Annotated in this window: 15 protein-coding genes and 2 pseudogenes; 11 read left to right on the forward strand and 6 right to left on the reverse strand. The window is 67.7% G+C overall.

The genetic code is table 11. The annotated features are described in order from the left end of the window. Positions 1-62 precede the first annotated feature (62 nt). Positions 63-1,808, reverse strand: coding sequence for an efflux RND transporter periplasmic adaptor subunit (locus tag WKW82_RS04630; RefSeq protein WP_340341076.1), 1,746 nt, complete (start codon positions 1,806-1,808; stop codon positions 63-65). 275 nt (positions 1,809-2,083) lie between these two features. On the opposite strand from WKW82_RS04630, the gene WKW82_RS04635 reads away from it, so the two are divergent. The 6 genes from WKW82_RS04635 to WKW82_RS04660 are packed head-to-tail and all read left to right on the forward strand — an operon-like array spanning position 2,084 to position 6,275. Beyond that, positions 2,084-2,605 carry a DUF6622 family protein gene (locus WKW82_RS04635; RefSeq protein ID WP_340341077.1) on the forward strand — a complete coding sequence of 174 codons (522 nt, stop codon included), beginning with the start codon at positions 2,084-2,086 and terminating at the stop codon, positions 2,603-2,605. A 26-nt stretch (positions 2,606-2,631) separates the two neighbouring features. Next, complete coding sequence (locus tag WKW82_RS04640; RefSeq protein WP_340341078.1) at positions 2,632-2,934, forward strand: 2TM domain-containing protein; 303 nt, start codon at positions 2,632-2,634, stop codon at positions 2,932-2,934. Positions 2,935-2,942: 8 nt separating this feature from the next. Further along, on the forward strand, positions 2,943-4,085 hold the full coding sequence (locus WKW82_RS04645) for an alpha/beta hydrolase family protein (protein WP_340341079.1): 1,143 nt from the start codon (positions 2,943-2,945) through the stop codon (positions 4,083-4,085). A 31-nt stretch (positions 4,086-4,116) separates the two neighbouring features. Beyond that, positions 4,117-5,181 carry a sensor histidine kinase gene (locus WKW82_RS04650; RefSeq protein ID WP_340341080.1) on the forward strand — a complete coding sequence of 355 codons (1,065 nt, stop codon included), beginning with the start codon at positions 4,117-4,119 and terminating at the stop codon, positions 5,179-5,181. 39 nt (positions 5,182-5,220) lie between these two features. Beyond that, positions 5,221-5,439 carry a hypothetical protein gene (locus tag WKW82_RS04655; RefSeq protein ID WP_340341081.1) on the forward strand — a complete coding sequence of 73 codons (219 nt, stop codon included), beginning with the start codon at positions 5,221-5,223 and terminating at the stop codon, positions 5,437-5,439. Then, positions 5,436-6,275 (forward strand): LytR/AlgR family response regulator transcription factor, encoded by an 840-nt coding sequence (locus WKW82_RS04660; RefSeq protein ID WP_340341082.1) that lies wholly within the window; start codon positions 5,436-5,438, stop codon positions 6,273-6,275. The genes WKW82_RS04655 and WKW82_RS04660 overlap by 4 nt, the downstream gene beginning before the upstream one ends. A 103-nt stretch (positions 6,276-6,378) precedes the next feature. On the opposite strand, the gene WKW82_RS04665 is transcribed toward WKW82_RS04660, so the two are convergent. Beyond that, positions 6,379-6,741 (reverse strand): hypothetical protein, encoded by a 363-nt coding sequence (locus WKW82_RS04665; RefSeq protein WP_340341083.1) that lies wholly within the window; start codon positions 6,739-6,741, stop codon positions 6,379-6,381. Between the two features lie 139 nt (positions 6,742-6,880). Between WKW82_RS04665 and WKW82_RS04670 the strand changes: the two genes are divergently transcribed. Together WKW82_RS04670 and WKW82_RS04675 are read left to right on the forward strand one after the other, a co-directional pair. Then, a complete protein-coding gene (locus tag WKW82_RS04670; RefSeq protein WP_340341084.1) occupies positions 6,881-8,683 on the forward strand; it encodes a glutamine--tRNA ligase/YqeY domain fusion protein in 1,803 nt (600 codons plus the stop codon). A 204-nt stretch (positions 8,684-8,887) separates the two neighbouring features. Further along, positions 8,888-9,772 carry a peptidoglycan DD-metalloendopeptidase family protein gene (locus WKW82_RS04675; protein ID WP_340341085.1) on the forward strand — a complete coding sequence of 295 codons (885 nt, stop codon included), beginning with the start codon at positions 8,888-8,890 and terminating at the stop codon, positions 9,770-9,772. 13 nt (positions 9,773-9,785) lie between these two features. Here WKW82_RS04675 and WKW82_RS04680 read toward each other — a convergent pair whose 3' ends face one another. Together WKW82_RS04680 and WKW82_RS04685 are read right to left on the reverse strand one after the other, a co-directional pair. Further along, positions 9,786-10,136: a hypothetical protein gene (locus WKW82_RS04680; RefSeq protein ID WP_340341086.1), complete on the reverse strand. Its 351-nt coding sequence runs from the start codon at positions 10,134-10,136 to the stop codon at positions 9,786-9,788. Positions 10,137-10,254: 118 nt separating this feature from the next. Continuing rightward, positions 10,255-11,208, reverse strand: coding sequence for a M14 family metallopeptidase (locus tag WKW82_RS04685; protein WP_340341087.1), 954 nt, complete (start codon positions 11,206-11,208; stop codon positions 10,255-10,257). A gap of 131 nt (positions 11,209-11,339) precedes the next feature. Here WKW82_RS04685 and WKW82_RS04690 point away from each other — a divergent pair, with 131 nt between their 5' ends. Together WKW82_RS04690 and WKW82_RS04695 are read left to right on the forward strand one after the other, a co-directional pair. Continuing rightward, complete coding sequence (locus tag WKW82_RS04690) at positions 11,340-11,552, forward strand: hypothetical protein (protein WP_340341088.1); 213 nt, start codon at positions 11,340-11,342, stop codon at positions 11,550-11,552. A gap of 53 nt (positions 11,553-11,605) precedes the next feature. Next, positions 11,606-12,742: an NHL repeat-containing protein gene (locus WKW82_RS04695; RefSeq protein WP_340341089.1), complete on the forward strand. Its 1,137-nt coding sequence runs from the start codon at positions 11,606-11,608 to the stop codon at positions 12,740-12,742. A 57-nt stretch (positions 12,743-12,799) separates the two neighbouring features. On the opposite strand, the pseudogene WKW82_RS04700 reads toward WKW82_RS04695, so the two are convergent. Continuing rightward, positions 12,800-12,983 (reverse strand): annotated as a pseudogene (locus tag WKW82_RS04700) (ABC transporter ATP-binding protein C-terminal domain-containing protein); the annotation flags it as partial. A 95-nt stretch (positions 12,984-13,078) separates the two neighbouring features. Here WKW82_RS04700 and WKW82_RS04705 point away from each other — a divergent pair. After that, positions 13,079-13,330: pseudogene (locus WKW82_RS04705) on the forward strand (branched-chain amino acid ABC transporter permease); the annotation flags it as partial. Positions 13,331-13,348: 18 nt separating this feature from the next. On the opposite strand, the gene WKW82_RS04710 reads toward WKW82_RS04705, so the two are convergent. Beyond that, the gene (locus WKW82_RS04710) at positions 13,349-13,696 is read right to left on the reverse strand and encodes a hypothetical protein (protein ID WP_340341090.1); all 348 of its coding nucleotides are present in this window, start codon (positions 13,694-13,696) and stop codon (positions 13,349-13,351) included. Positions 13,697-14,055 lie beyond the last annotated feature (359 nt).

Below are 14,055 nucleotides of genomic sequence, written 5' to 3' on the forward strand. Positions count from 1 at the left end.
AGCGGGCTTGGGGTGGCCCGGCGCTGCGCTCGTTGCCGTGCTGTTGTCCATGCGGATTGCGTTCATTCCGCCTGGCGCCGCGGGCGCTCGCTCATGCGCTGCCAGCGCTCCAGCGCGGCAGGGTCGCCACGGTCGATGGCTTCTAGGAACTTCTTGCGGCGCTCCAGTTGCTCGGGGTCGTCCTTGACCGAGTCGAGCATGCGCTGGCGTTGCTCGGGCGTGGGCGGCTTGGCGGCGGCAGCCACGGTTGCACTGCCCGGCGCCTGCGGTGAAGCACTGGTCCCCGGCGCAGTGGCAGCGCCCGCTGCGGACGACGACGGCGGTGCGCCGGCGCTGCCCGGTGCCTGAGCACCCTCGCCACTCGCCCCCTCACCACCCGCGCGACGCTGCCGGCGTTCAGGCGCGGCTCCGACGGCGGCCGGCGGCGTCACACCGTCGGACCCAGCCGAGCTCGCCGGCGCTGCGCCAGTGCCATTGGCCGGTCCCGGCGAGGCGGCGCCTTCCCCCGCAGCCGGCGCCTGCCCGCCCGCCGCACCCTGCCGCTTGCCACGCTGCCGGTCCCCCGGCGCATCGGTCGGCAACTGCACGCGCGAGCCATCCTTCAGCCGGTCACCGCCCTCCGTCACCACTTGCTCGCCTTCCTTCAAACCCTCCGTGATCACCACCGAATCCACCGACGCATCCCCGCGCTTCACGTTGCGCATGCTCACCGTGCGGTCCTCGTTGATCACGTACACGTAGTTGCCCGTCCCCGCAGTGCGCAGCGCCGTCACCGGCACCACCACCGCCGCGGTGATGGTGCGCAGTTGCAACTTGACGTTGACGAACTGGCTCGGGAACAGCGTGTTCCTCGTGTTGTCGAAGCGCGCCTTGGCCTTCACCGTGCCGGTCGTGGTGTCGACGATGTTGTCGAGCGTCGAGAAGGTGCCCGTGTCGAGCGTGGTGGCGCGCGTGCGGTCAAGCGCGGTGACCGTCAGCTTCGCGCCCTGCGCCATGCGCGCCTCGATCTCGGGCACCCGGTCCTGCGGCACCGCGAACTGCACGTCGATCGGGTTCATCTGCGTGATCGTCGCAATGCCCGTGGTGCCGCCCGCGGACACGTAGTTGCCCGGGTCCACCGTGCGCAAGCCGACGCGGCCGGTCACCGGCGAGGTGATGCGCGACCAGTCGAGGTTCAGCTTGGCGGCGGCTTCCGCGGCCTTGTCGGTGATGACCGTGCCTTCGAGCTGCTTGACCAGCGCGGCCTGCGTGTCCACGTCCTGCCGTGCGATCGAGTCCTGGCCCAGCAGCGTGCGATAGCGCGTCAGCGTGACGCGTGCCGCCTCCAGTTGCGCCTCGTCGCGCACGCGGGTGCCGTTGGCCTGCATCAGCGCCTGCTCGAACGGCCGCGGGTCGATGCGCGCGAGCACCTCGCCCTTCTTCACGACCTGGCCTTCCTTGAACAGCACGTCGGTCATGACGCCGCTGACCTGCGAACGCAGCATCACGGTTGTCAAGGGCGTGACGGTGCCCAGCGCATCGAGGATCACCGGGATGTCCGCATGGGTCGCCACCGCCATGCCCACCGTGACGGTCGGCCCTGCGCCGTTGCCAGCGCCGCGCGGGCCTGGCCCGCCCGGTCCGCGCGCCCCCCCAGGACGCCCGCCAGCCGCCTCGACCGGCGGCCGATTGATCAGGTAGTAGGCCGCACCGGCCACCCCAGCCACCAGCACCAGCGCCACCACGGCGCCCAGCAAGCGCCGACGGCGCGGCGGCGGCACAGCAGCGGACGGCGGCAAGGGTTGAAGCTCTGGGGGGCGGGAATCCATGGATCGTCCTGGGTCAACGGTGCATTGCGCGCAAAACGGCGCTTCGATACGGGTCGCGGGCGATGGTAGCGCGCCCATCCACGGCGATTACGACCGCTGTCCTGCCGCGCCGTAAAGCGCTTGTAAAGCGCGCCGCGACGCCCTGGATTCCACGCCAGCCGGCTGCATTTCGCGCCGCTTGGCTGCATTTCGTCGCATGCCGGTCGCCACGTCGCCGGTCGACCGGCACAGTCCGCCCATCGCCTTCCAGACCACTTCCTGATCGGACCATCACCATGCTGCTGCAAATCCTCTCCCACACGCCCCGCTGGGTCTTCGTGCTGTTCGCCGTGCTGCTCTGGTTCGGCGCGAAACAGTTGCTTGCCAGCAGCGTGAGCCTTGCGCGCACCACCGTCATGCCCATCGCAATGACCGGCCTGTCGATCTCCGGCGTGCTGTCCGCCTTCGGCGATTCACCGATGGCGCTGGTCGGCTGGGGCACGGCGGCCGTCGTCCTCGCGGCGCTGGTGCTGCAATTCGGCCTGCCGGAGGGCACGCGCTACGACGCCGACACGCGCCGCTTCCACCTGCAAGGCAGCGCCGTGCCGCTGGTGCTGATGATGGGCATCTTCTTCACCAAGTACGTGGTCGGCGTGATGATGGCGATGCACCCTGAACTCGCGCACAACCACAACCTCGCCCTCGGCCTCGGCACGCTGTACGGCGCTTTCTCCGGCACCTTCGCCGGACGCGCCATCCGCCTCTGGAAACTGGCGATCCGCCACGACCGCGCCCTGGCCACCGAACAGGCCGCCTGAACGCAACGCACGCCAAGGAGAACGACATGCAAGCCACCACCCTGCCCCGCGACGAAAACGCGCGCCTCGACAAGCTGGCCCGCCGCCGCGCCCGCGCCAAGCTCGGCTTCCTCATGCACGCTGCCATCTACGCCGCCGTCAACATCGGCCTGATCGCCCTCTCGCTGAGCACCGGCCGGCACTGGGCCCTGTTCCCGCTGCTCGGCTGGGGCGTCGGGCTGCTGGCGCACGGGCTGTCGGTCTGGGTCTTCGCACCAGGCGGCAACTTCATGGAAAGCATGGTGCAGCGCGAGCGCGCCAAGCTGGTGTCGAAGTCCGAACCCTGGTGAGCGAAGGCATGAATAAACCTGCTGCGCGGGCCGATCTCGCGCCTGCGGTCCTCACCGCACGAGAGTGCGGTTCCGGTCCTCGACGCGACCTCGGACCGCTCGCTACGGTTTCTTCACGCCTTCTTCGGCATCTTGCGGAACTGCCGGTGCTGGCGATCATGGCGGGCGCCACAGCCGCCTCCGCCGCGACTGGCATCACCGTCCTGCCCGCACCGCCCGACAGCGGCCCGGTCACGGTGTTCTACCCAACCGACGCGGCACCGGCCCGCTACCAGCGCGGCCCCTTCGTGCTCCAGCTCGCGTCCGACGCCCCACCCTTGCGCGGCAATGGCCACCTCATCGTGATCTCGCACGGCTCCGGCGGCTCGCCCTGGCCGCAGGCCGACCTGGCCATGACGCTGGTCGATGCTGGCTTCACCGTGGCCATGCCGGAGCATGCCGGCGACAACTTCCACGACATGAGCCGCGTCGGCCCGCCGAGCTGGGAACACCGCCCGAAGGAGGTCACGCAAGCCATCGACGCGATGGCCAGGGACACGCGCTTCGCAACGCAACTCGACTTCCAGCATGTCGGCATGTACGGCATGTCCGCGGGCGGCCATACCGCGTTGACGCTGGCCGGCGGCCGCTGGTCACCGGCACGCCTGGCGCAGCATTGCGAGGCGCACCTCGCCGATGACTTCCCCGCCTGCGTCGGCCTCGCCACCGAACTGACCGGCGGCAGCCTCGACGCACTGCGCCTCTCCATCGCACGCAAGGTCATCCATCACAAGTTCGACGAGGAGACCGCGCCGCGCGAATGGAGCGATCCGCGTATCGCCGCCATCGTCGCGACGGTGCCCGCGGCAACCACATTCGACATGGCCAGCCTCGCACAACCCCGCGTGCCGCTCGGCCTGGTGCGTGCCGGCAAGGACGAATGGCTGAAGCCGCAATGGCACATCGATGCGGTCCGCGCCGCCTGCAAGACCTGCACGCTGGTCGCTGACGTGCCCACCGCCGGCCACGGCTCCACGCTCTCGCCGATGCCACCCGACCTGCCGCCCCGCGCAGCCCGCCTGATCAACGACCCGCCCGGATTCGACCGTGCCACGCTGCCCGCCACCTACACAGCGATCACCCGTTTCTTCACTCAGAATCTCGCACCATGAACGCCCTGCTGCTGAAGGCGACGATCGCCCCATGAAGATCCACTGGCGAAGCGTCGCCCAACACTATCTGCAGGTGATCGCGTTCTGTTGCGTGGTGTCCGTCCTGACGACGGCCATCTGGCCGAACAAGACCTATCTGCAGCAGGTAGGCTATTCGCTTTGCATCGGCACCCTGACATGGGCCGTGATCGAGTTCGGCCGCTACTTCATCGACGAGCGACATTGCCATGCGAGCAGTTCGGGAGGGCACGGTTGGCCCAAGGGCTGGCGTGGCCTGTTGCTGGTTGCCTTGGGCATCGGCTTCGGCTGGTATTTCGGCGAAATGCTCGGCAGTCGCTTTTTTGGCATGGGGTTCTCGACGTCCTTGCGCGACAACCAGGCGAGCCTGATCCTCACCATCTTTGCCGGCGCTGCGATCACCTTCTACTTTCATTCGCGTGGCAAGGCGTCCGCGCTCACGGCCCAGATCAACGCCGCCGAACGCGACGCCAGCGAGGCCAAGCTCAAGCTGCTCGAAACCCAGCTTGAGCCGCACATGCTCTTCAACACACTGGCCAACCTGCGCGTGCTGATCACCACGGACCCGCAACGCGCCGTGGCCATGCTCGACCGCCTCAACAGCTACCTGCGCGCCACGCTCAGCGGCTCGCGCGCGCTGGCGCATCCGCTGTCCTCTGAGTTCGACCTGCTGCGTGACTACCTCGAACTGATGTCGGTGCGCATGGGCGACCGGCTGCACTACACGCTCGACCTGCCCGACCACCTTCGCGATGTGCCGGTACCACCGCTGCTCCTGCAACCGCTGGTCGAGAACGCGATCCAGCATGGGCTGGAGCCGAAGGTGGGAGGCGGGAGCATCGTGGTGCGCGCGTCGCAACAAGGCACGGGAAGCGAGGCGCGGCTCGTCCTCGAGGTCAACGACACCGGCGTCGGCCTGTCGCAGCACGCGAGCACGCTCGACGAACCCGGGCGCGGCTTCGGACTCACGCAGGTGCGCGAACGACTGGCCAGTACCTACGGCGATCGCGGCGCCATCACGCTTGCGCCGGCAGGCAGCGGCGGGACATGCGCGGCGGCCATCTTGCCGCTGGGCTGACCAGCGCGCATGGCCCCGGCAATTTGCTAGCCTCGTTCCATGGTGCACACACAAGGCAAGCTCATGGCGCGCGCAACCCAGCACGATTCGCAAGCCGTGCACGATGCGCTATTTCCCAAGGAAGAGGCCTCGCCGCCGGGCAAGTCGCTCGACGCGCTCAAGCATGGCATCCGCGCGCATGTCAAGCGTCGCCATCCCGACAAGCGGATGCCCAAGCGCGCCGCCACGCAGCAACGGCAAACCGCCCGCAAGCCATGACCCGCCCCACCGCCCTCATCGCCGAAGACGAACAACTCCTGGCCCAGGCCCTGCGCGCAGAACTCGCGCAAGCCTGGCCTGAACTCGAAGTGGTGGCCATGGTCGGCGATGGCCGCAGCGCCGTCGCCGCCGCGCTGGAGCGTCTGCCCGACGTGCTGTTCCTCGACATCCGCATGCCCGGCCAGGACGGCCTTTCCGCCGCAGCGGAGCTTGCGGACACCTGGCCCCTGGAAAAAGCGCCGCTGCCACAGCTGGTCTTCGTCACCGCCTACGACGAATACGCCGTGCGCGCCTTCGAGCAACAGGCCGTGGACTATGTGCTGAAGCCGGTGCTGCCCGAGCGGCTGCGAAAAACCGTCGGCCGCCTGCAAGCCGCGCTCGCCGCACGCGCCCCCGCGCCGGACAGCGCCAGCGCCGCGATCGAGGAAACGCTGGCGCAGTGGCGCCGCGTGCTCTCCGCCGCCGGCACCGGCGCCCTGCCCGGTTCGCCTGCTGCCGCGCCCGCCCCGCTCAAGCTCATCGCCGCCAGCGATGCCGGGGGTTCCACCGTGCGCATGGTGCCCATCGACGAGGTGCAGTACTTCGAAGCCGCCGACAAGTACGTGCGCGTGCTCACCGCGTCGCACGAGTACCTCATCCGCACACCGCTCAAGCAGCTGTTGCCACAACTCGATGCCAACGCCTTCTGGCAGGTGCACCGCGCCGTCGTGGTCAACACGAATGCGATCGAGTCCGTGCATCGCGACGAAGCCGGCAAACTGCACCTGCAACTGCGCGGCCGTGCCGAGCGCCTCGCCGTCAGCCGGCTCTTCGCGCACCTGTTTCGCGCGATGTAGGCAGCTCAAACCACGCGCCCATGAAAAAAGCCGGCTCGTTGCAGAGCCGGCCATCGTCCGGTCACTCACGCCCTCGTCATGCAACGAAGGCCCTTCGCGCGCATCACCGGTAATAGGGGCCATGGCCACGACCATGACCGTATCCATATCCATTGCGGTAGTAGCCGCGCGGCGGGCCGTAGTACACGGGCGCCGGACGGTAGTAGACCGGTGCCGGCGCGTAATACACCGGCGCCGGCCGGTAGTAGACAGGCGGTGCAGGCTGGTAGTACACGGGCGCAGGCGCCGAGTAGACCGGCGCGGGCGCGTAGTAGCCCGGCTGCGCGACACCGATCGCGACGCCCGGCACGTTGACACCCACCGACCAGGACACCCCGGCGTTGGCCGAGGCAGCTGCAAAAAGCGCGCCAGCGGCCACTGCGGCGGCGGCCGCGAACTTGAAAAGAGTTGAACGATTGAGGCTCATGATTCGGGTTCTCCGGTTTCAGGGGCTGAAAAAAGACGCCCATGCAGGTATTCAACGCGCCAGGTGCAAAGCCGATACCTGCTCTCCTGTGAAGAAGGTAGCCAAAAGTAACGCTCTACCTGCCACCTAGAATGAATAGATGACTTCCCCCGTTGACAAAGATTCCGCCAAACCAAGCAATTTTCTGCGCCACGTGATCGAAAGCGACCTCCAACAAGGGGTTTACACCGCCCGCAAATGGGGCGGCAGCCCCGGAGACGCGCAGCACCACGCCCAGGGCATGCAGGACCCAGCGAAAGTGCGCATGCGCTTCCCACCGGAACCCAACGGATACCTGCACATCGGCCATGCCAAGAGCATCTGGCTGAATTTCGAACTGGCCAAGGAATACGGCGGCGTCTGCCACCTGCGCTTCGACGACACCAATCCGGAGAAGGAAGAGCAGGAATACGTCGATTCCATCCGTGACGCGGTCCGCTGGCTCGGCTACGCAACCGACCTGGCCGACCGCCCCGACGCCGCCGGCACGACACAGTCGCACGAGTACTTCGCCAGCGACTACTTCGACTTCATGTACCGCGCCGCCGAATACCTGATCGGCGCCGGCTTGGCCTACGTCGACGAGCAGAGCGCCGAGGAAATTCGCGCCAACCGCGGCGACTTCAACACGCCCGGCACCGACAGCCCCTTCCGCAGCCGCAGCGTGGAAGAGAACCTCGCCCGCTTCCGCGCCATGCGCGACGGCCAGCTCGACGACGGCGCCGCCATCCTGCGCGCGAAGATCGATATGGCCAGCCCCAACATCAACATGCGCGATCCGGCGCTCTACCGCATCCGCCGCGCCACGCACCACAACACCGGCGACAAGTGGTGCATCTACCCGATGTACACCTACGCGCACCCCATCGAGGACGCGCTGGAAGCCATCACCCACAGCATCTGCACGCTGGAATTCGAGGACCAGCGCCCCTTCTACGACTGGCTGCTGGACCGCCTGGCCGAAGGCGACCTGATTGAGAGCCCGCACCCGCGCCAGTACGAGTTCGCGCGGCTCAACGTCACCCACATCATCACCAGCAAGCGCAAGCTGCGCCAACTGGTCGAAGAGGGCCACGTCGACGGCTGGGACGACCCGCGCATGCCCACCCTGGCCGGCCTGCGCCGCCGCGGCTACACGCCCGATGCGCTCAAGCTCTTCTGCGAACGCAGCGGCGTGACCAAGTCCGGCGGCTGGATCGACTACGCCAGCCTGGAAGCCGCGCTGCGCGACACGCTCGACCCCATCGCCCCGCGCGCCATGGCCGTGCTGGACCCCGTCAAGCTGGTCATCACCAACTGGGGCGAACTGATGGGCGGCGACGACGCCCTCGACGACTGCACCGCGCCCATCCACCCGCACCATCACGAGATGGGCCGCCGCGAGTTCAAGCTCGGCCGAGAAGTGTGGATCGAGGCCACCGACTACGAGGACGTGCAGCCCAAGGGCTTCTTCCGCCTTTTCCCGGGCAACAAGGTGCGCCTCAAGTACGGCCACGTCATCGAATGCACCGGCGGCACGCGCGATGCCAGCGGCAAGCTGGTCGAGGTGCAGGCGAAGCTGGTGCCCGACACCAAGAGCGGCACGCCCGGCGCCGACGCGATCAAGGTCAAGGGCAATATCACCTGGGTGGCCGCGGCCGACGCACTGCAGGCCGAAGTGCGCCTGTACGAGCGCTTGTTCGCGGCGGCGAATCCGGGCAGCGGGGAACTGCTGGACGAGTTGAACAAGGACAGCCTGGTGACCTGCACGGCGTACGTCGAACCCTCGCTGGCCGAAGCGGCCGGCGGCGCAGGGTTCCAGTTCGAGCGGCATGGTTACTTCGTGGCGGACACGAAGGCTGCCACACAAGGCCAGCGCGTGTTCAACCGCGCCGCGGGCATGCGTGACAGCTGGGGGAAGTAGAAGCATCGGCCGGTCGGGCCGGGCGCGCGTTGCCCGAGGGTGCCGCACTAAACTCGACCGATGCGACCTTTTGAAGCCCTTTCACTACATTCCCTCGAAGTCGTCGACAAGGGTTTCCCTCGTGGCGCCATGGACTGCTCGGCGCTCTTGAGTCGATGTGGCTTTGCCATCTCGACTCAATCCCCCGCGGGGGGCGGGCTGGGCATGGCCCGGCCCTGGGGGCTCTTGAATCGCCGCTCAGCGCTGCTCGGCGCCGTCGGCTTCTTGGCCCTGTCTGCAGCGACTCCGGCGATGGCCGCCCGCCCCTCAAAGCCATCCTCGTCTACCGCATCTTCGTGGCCGCGTGCCTCCCAGGTCCCCGGCGGCGTCGCCCGCCTGTCGCTCGGCCCGGGCCAGACGCGCCCCGCGGCGCACGATGGCGACGTTCCCTTGCTCGTCATCGGCAGCACGAAGGAATGGACCGCGCTGGTCGGCATTCCCTTGTCCGCCCAGCCCGGTGAGGCCCACATCTCCATGCTCCCGCCCGAAGGCGGCGCATCGCGCGAGATCAGCTACACGATCGCGCCCAAGCAATACAGCGTCCAGCGTCTCAAGGTCGCACCCGGCACGGTCGACCTCTCCGCGGAGGACGAGGCCCGCTACAAGCGCGAGCGCGCGCACCTGGACACAGTGACCGCCGCCTTCACCGAACCGCTGCCGCAGCAATTGCGGATGCGCGTGCCGGTGCCGGGCCGCCGCTCCGGCTCCTTCGGCCTGCGCCGCGTGTTCAACGGCCAGTCGCGCAATCCGCACAGCGGCATGGACATCGCGGCCGGCACGGGCACGCCGGTGCTGGCGCCGCTGCCGGGACGGGTCATCGACACAGGCAACTATTTCTTCAACGGCAACACCGTGTGGATGGACCACGGCGGCGGCCTGCTGACCATGTATTGCCACCTGAGCCGCATCGACGTGATGCCGGGTGACATGGTGGACACCGGTGGACGCCTGGCGCTGGTCGGCGCAACGGGCCGCGTCACGGGGCCGCACCTGCACTGGTCGGTGATGCTGAACCGCGTGATGGTCGACCCCGCACTCTTCATCGAGTGAGGCTCGCGGGGGGCTACTCGGGCCGCTTGTACACCACGCCCATCACCGTGCCGTTGTCGTCCACGCTGCAGACGGCGCTGCGAGCCGACGCCCCCACTTTCAGATTGATGGCGTAGACGCCATCGACCGTCGAGGTGCCGTTGACCACGACGATGTCCGAGACGGGCACCTTCAAGGTTCGCGCCGAGGCGTTGACGCAGTTGTTCACGGCGCGCTGCGGCGCACCCCCGACGTTGGCCGACGAGACGGGCACGGGGAAATCCAGTTGCTCGGCGGTGTTGCTGCATGCCGCGAGCAAGACCGCTGTGGCGATGGCTGACAGCATCCGCGCGCCGAAGAAGTTCTGCATGACATTGGTCCCCATGACGTCGGCGGATATTAGTGCGGCAACGTATCCCGACCGTACCCGTAACGGACCCTTTACGTTGCCGCAACGTAAAGCAGTCGTCCAAGCCGGCTGGACCCGCCCGGCTTGGCAGGGCCTATCCTGCGATCGGCCGCGTCAGGTAGACGGCTTCCCGCCCGACGATCGGCTCGCGCGTCGGCATGAACACCGTGCAGTCGTCGCACGGCGAGCGGATTTCCTCGGTGCCGTCGATGCCGATCAACTCACCCTTGGCGAAGGTCTCGAAGCCGATCAAGGGACGCGTGAAGGCGAAGTCCCTGGTCTTGACCATCAGCGTCTGGAGCAGCTCGAAGCGGCGCTGCGGCTCGGTCACGGGCGGCGTCTCGCGCGCAATGAGGCCGAAGTGCGCGAGGAATCGCAAGCTCACCTCGGTCGCCACGTCTGCCGTGGCGCGCTTGAAATGCTGGCCGCATTCCACCACCACCGCCGCACCCGGCGCGTCGGCGCCTGCATGCCGGCCATGCTGGATCAGCGGCGTGCCGGAGCCGAGGCCGTTGGGCATGACCAGGTGCACCGGCGGCAGGCCGATGCCCAGTGCCACGTCGGCATTGCGCGCGAAGTCGGGATACACCCAGAACGGCACCACGTCCTGGCTGGTGGAGTGGATGTCGAGGATGTGGTCGGCCGCCGCCACCACCGGGCGCATCTCGCGGGCGCGACGCAGTTCGGGGCTGTCTTCGGTGCCTCCCAGCAGTTCGTCGGACCAGATGCGGTTCAGGTTGTGGACGATCTGCCGGTTCTCGTAGGGATGGTCGACGTCGAAGGCGTCGTAGGCCTCGACGTGCGCGAAGCTCACCGTTAGCGTGCCGACCCGCGGGCGCACGCCTGTGTCGAGCAGGTGCTTCGCAGCGACCATTCCGCAGATCTCGTTGCCGTGCGTGAGCGCGTTGATCAGGACGTGCGGGCCGGGCTTGCCGGACTCGAAGCGATGCACGTAGTCGATACCGATGTTGCCCTGGCGATAGGCCGACAGGTCGCCCTGGATGACTTCGATGAGGGCGGGAGGTGAGGCGATGGTTTCTGCGGTCATGGTTGTGGGAGTGCGTTGCCCGCAGGAGTTTGCTACACCTTGGCAGGTCGCGTTGTCGGCCGGAATTCCGACACACGCAAGCCCTGCAAACCCGCTCTAATGGGCGACTCATCAACGAGGAAGGAAATGACATGTCCCAATTCGCCACGGTGACTGGCAACGTGACGTACACGCCCGGCGACGGCACGCCGATTCCCATCCCCAAGGGCCGCATCGAAGTCGAGCTGACTTTCGACAGCGCCACCCTGAGTTGGGAAGCCGAGCGCGGCGTGGTCGGCCTGACGGCCATTCCGCGCATGCAGTTCGACGAGTATGTGGAAGAAGGGAAGATCGTCATGGAGTAGACCGTGGCGCATCCGCAGGAACCGAACAACAACAGACCTGAGACACATCGCCCATGAAGTCCCCCCTCCCTCGCTGGCTGGCCCTGCTGGCCTGCGCAGGCGCCATCGCCGCGTCGACCATCGGCTGCACGTCGCCCTCCTCCGGCACGGCCAGCGCCGCACTCCCCAGCTGGCGCGTGGACGCCGCGTGGCCCAAGCCGCTGCCCAACAAGTGGATCCTGGGCCAGGTCAGCGGAATCGCCACCGATGCCGACGACCATGTCTGGGTGCTGCAGCGCCCGGGCAGCCTGACGGAAGACGAGCGCAGCGCCGCGCTCAACCCGCCGCAAGCGACCTGCTGCACCGCCGCGCCGCCGGTGCTGGAGTTCGACGCGGCCGGCAACCTGCTGCGCTCCTGGGGCGGCAAGGGCACGGGTTATGACTGGCCCGAGAACGAGCACGGCATCCACGTCGATGCCAAGGGCTTCGTCTGGATCACCGGCAATGGCGAAAACGACGGCCAGGTGCTGAAGTTCACGCGCGACGGCAAGTTCGTGATGCAGATCGGCAAGGTCGGCCCGCAGACCGGCAGCGCCGACACCACGCGCCTCGGCCGCGCGGCCGGCGTGGACGTGGACATGGCAGCCAACGAGGTCTATGTGGCCGACGGCTATCACAACAACCGCGTGATCGTGTTCGACGCCGACAGCGGCACCTTCAAGCGGATGTGGGGCGCCTACGGCAAGCCCCCCATCGCCGTTGGCAAGCCCGATGGCCGCCGCACCGCGCCGCCGACCGCCGCGCAATTGCAGACTTTCGCCAGCCCGGTGCACTGCGCACGGGTCGCGCGCGATGGCTTCGTCTACGTCTGCGACCGGCTCAACAACCGCGTGCAGGTGTTCCGCAAGAACGGCGAGTATGTGAGGGAGTTTTCGGTCGAACCGCAGACCGCCGGCAATGGCGCCGTCTGGGACATCGTGCTGTCGCGCGACCCTGCGCAACGCTGGCTGCTGATGGCCGACGGCCGCAACAACCAGGTGCTGGTGCTGTCACGCGACACCGGCGCGGTGCAGGGCCGGCTGGGTCGCGCGGGACGCTATGCGGGCGAGTTCCACTGGGTGCATGACCTGGCGGTCGACTCGCAGGGCAACCTGTATGCGGGCGAGGTCGACACGGGGAAGCGGGCGCAGAAGTTCTTGATCAACCGCTGAAGAATTCGGGCAACCGGACGCGAAGGTTCGGCCGCCCGCATTCAGGGGCGTTGCAGTTCAGTGCCCGCCACCCAGATACGCCGCCTTCACCGCCGGGTCACTGCGCAGTTCTTTCGGCCGGGCCTTCCACCGAAATGCCGCCGTTTTCCAGCACGTAACCGTAGTCGGCCACGCCCAATTCGGCGGCGCCGCACTGCTCGGGCAGCTGCATCGTCACGCCCTGGCTCTTGAGGCGCTCGATGTCATAGGCCTCCAGGCCGTCGCTGCGCTTGCCGTTGAGCGTGATCTCGCCACCGGGGGCGGCGATCATCCCGGACACGGCGCGCATGGTGGTCGATCAAGAGCGAGTTCGGCCGGATCATGTCGACCATCGCGCTCGGCATCATCTTCAAGAACGTGGCCGAGTACGTCTGGGGCCGCGACCACCTGAAGTTCCCTTCGCCGCTGCCGGAATCGCCGCTGGAGTTCTTCGGTGCCAACGTGCTCCCGATGGAAATCCTGGTGGTCGGCGGTGCGCTGCTGCTGATGCCAGCGGTGGAGTGCTTCATCCGCAAGACGATCTACGGCAAGGCCGTGGTCGCGACCTTCCAACCGATGGTTCTGCAACTAGCGTCGCCAGCCACCCCGGCCACCCCTTCCCGGGCCGCCGGGCCAACCGTAGCCTCGCCCGTAGCCGGGCCTGGCCGCGTAGCCGTGCCCGTAGCCATAGAAGGGCCGCGCGCCGCGGTAGGCATAGCCATAGGGTCTCCGGTAGCAGCACCCGCCGTAATAGCCCCCGCCGACGTACAGCCAGGGTGCCAGGTACGGTCCTCCATAGGTGTACGAATCGACATAGGGGTATGCGGGATATGCGGCCACGTACCCGCCGTCCGCCGGCACGGCAACGCAGCCACCAAGCGCAAGCAAGCCGCCCAGTGCCAAGGCCAACCCGGCATGGTGCATTCGTGTTTTCATTCGCGCCTCCTTTGCATGCAGTTTGTGCGTCCTTCGACCAACGCCGTGGCGTCGGCGCAGGCTGACAAGGTTTTCCCGCGCCAGAGCCTTGCCCTCACGGACGACGCGCGTGATGGCTTCGAATCAAAGGTGCAGCACATGGTTCAACCTGGAAATACCAGTTGGATGCGCCCGAGTGCGCCGTGATCGGCGTGCCAGGCAAGGCGGGAGAACGCGGCGGGCCCGTGCCCGCAAGGCCGAGCAACGCCGCATGGCGCGTCGAGCGCAGTGCAATCGGGTGCATGGCGCTTTCACCCCGGCGGCGAACGTGATCGCCTACCCGCCAGTTCAAGGACGAGAACTGCAAGACTATCGGCTTG

Source organism: Variovorax rhizosphaerae, from assembly GCF_037889975.1.
Classification (GTDB): Bacteria; Pseudomonadota; Gammaproteobacteria; order Burkholderiales; family Burkholderiaceae_C; genus Variovorax; species Variovorax rhizosphaerae.

Coding starts and splice junctions, on each gene's coding strand:
- WKW82_RS04695 (WP_340341089.1), top strand. CDS start 11,606: ATGAAGTCCCCCCTCCCTCGCTGGCTGGCCCTGCTGGCCTGCGCAGGC.
- WKW82_RS04675 (WP_340341085.1), top strand. CDS start 8,888: ATGGCCCGGCCCTGGGGGCTCTTGAATCGCCGCTCAGCGCTGCTCGGC.
- WKW82_RS04680 (WP_340341086.1), bottom strand. CDS start 10,136: ATGGGGACCAATGTCATGCAGAACTTCTTCGGCGCGCGGATGCTGTCA.
- WKW82_RS04635 (WP_340341077.1), top strand. CDS start 2,084: ATGCTGCTGCAAATCCTCTCCCACACGCCCCGCTGGGTCTTCGTGCTG.
- WKW82_RS04655 (WP_340341081.1), top strand. CDS start 5,221: ATGGTGCACACACAAGGCAAGCTCATGGCGCGCGCAACCCAGCACGAT.
- WKW82_RS04650 (WP_340341080.1), top strand. CDS start 4,117: ATGAAGATCCACTGGCGAAGCGTCGCCCAACACTATCTGCAGGTGATC.
- WKW82_RS04665 (WP_340341083.1), bottom strand. CDS start 6,741: ATGAGCCTCAATCGTTCAACTCTTTTCAAGTTCGCGGCCGCCGCCGCA.
- WKW82_RS04630 (WP_340341076.1), bottom strand. CDS start 1,808: ATGGATTCCCGCCCCCCAGAGCTTCAACCCTTGCCGCCGTCCGCTGCT.
- WKW82_RS04670 (WP_340341084.1), top strand. CDS start 6,881: ATGACTTCCCCCGTTGACAAAGATTCCGCCAAACCAAGCAATTTTCTG.
- WKW82_RS04690 (WP_340341088.1), top strand. CDS start 11,340: ATGTCCCAATTCGCCACGGTGACTGGCAACGTGACGTACACGCCCGGC.
- WKW82_RS04640 (WP_340341078.1), top strand. CDS start 2,632: ATGCAAGCCACCACCCTGCCCCGCGACGAAAACGCGCGCCTCGACAAG.
- WKW82_RS04685 (WP_340341087.1), bottom strand. CDS start 11,208: ATGACCGCAGAAACCATCGCCTCACCTCCCGCCCTCATCGAAGTCATC.
- WKW82_RS04660 (WP_340341082.1), top strand. CDS start 5,436: ATGACCCGCCCCACCGCCCTCATCGCCGAAGACGAACAACTCCTGGCC.
- WKW82_RS04645 (WP_340341079.1), top strand. CDS start 2,943: ATGAATAAACCTGCTGCGCGGGCCGATCTCGCGCCTGCGGTCCTCACC.
- WKW82_RS04710 (WP_340341090.1), bottom strand. CDS start 13,696: ATGAAAACACGAATGCACCATGCCGGGTTGGCCTTGGCACTGGGCGGC.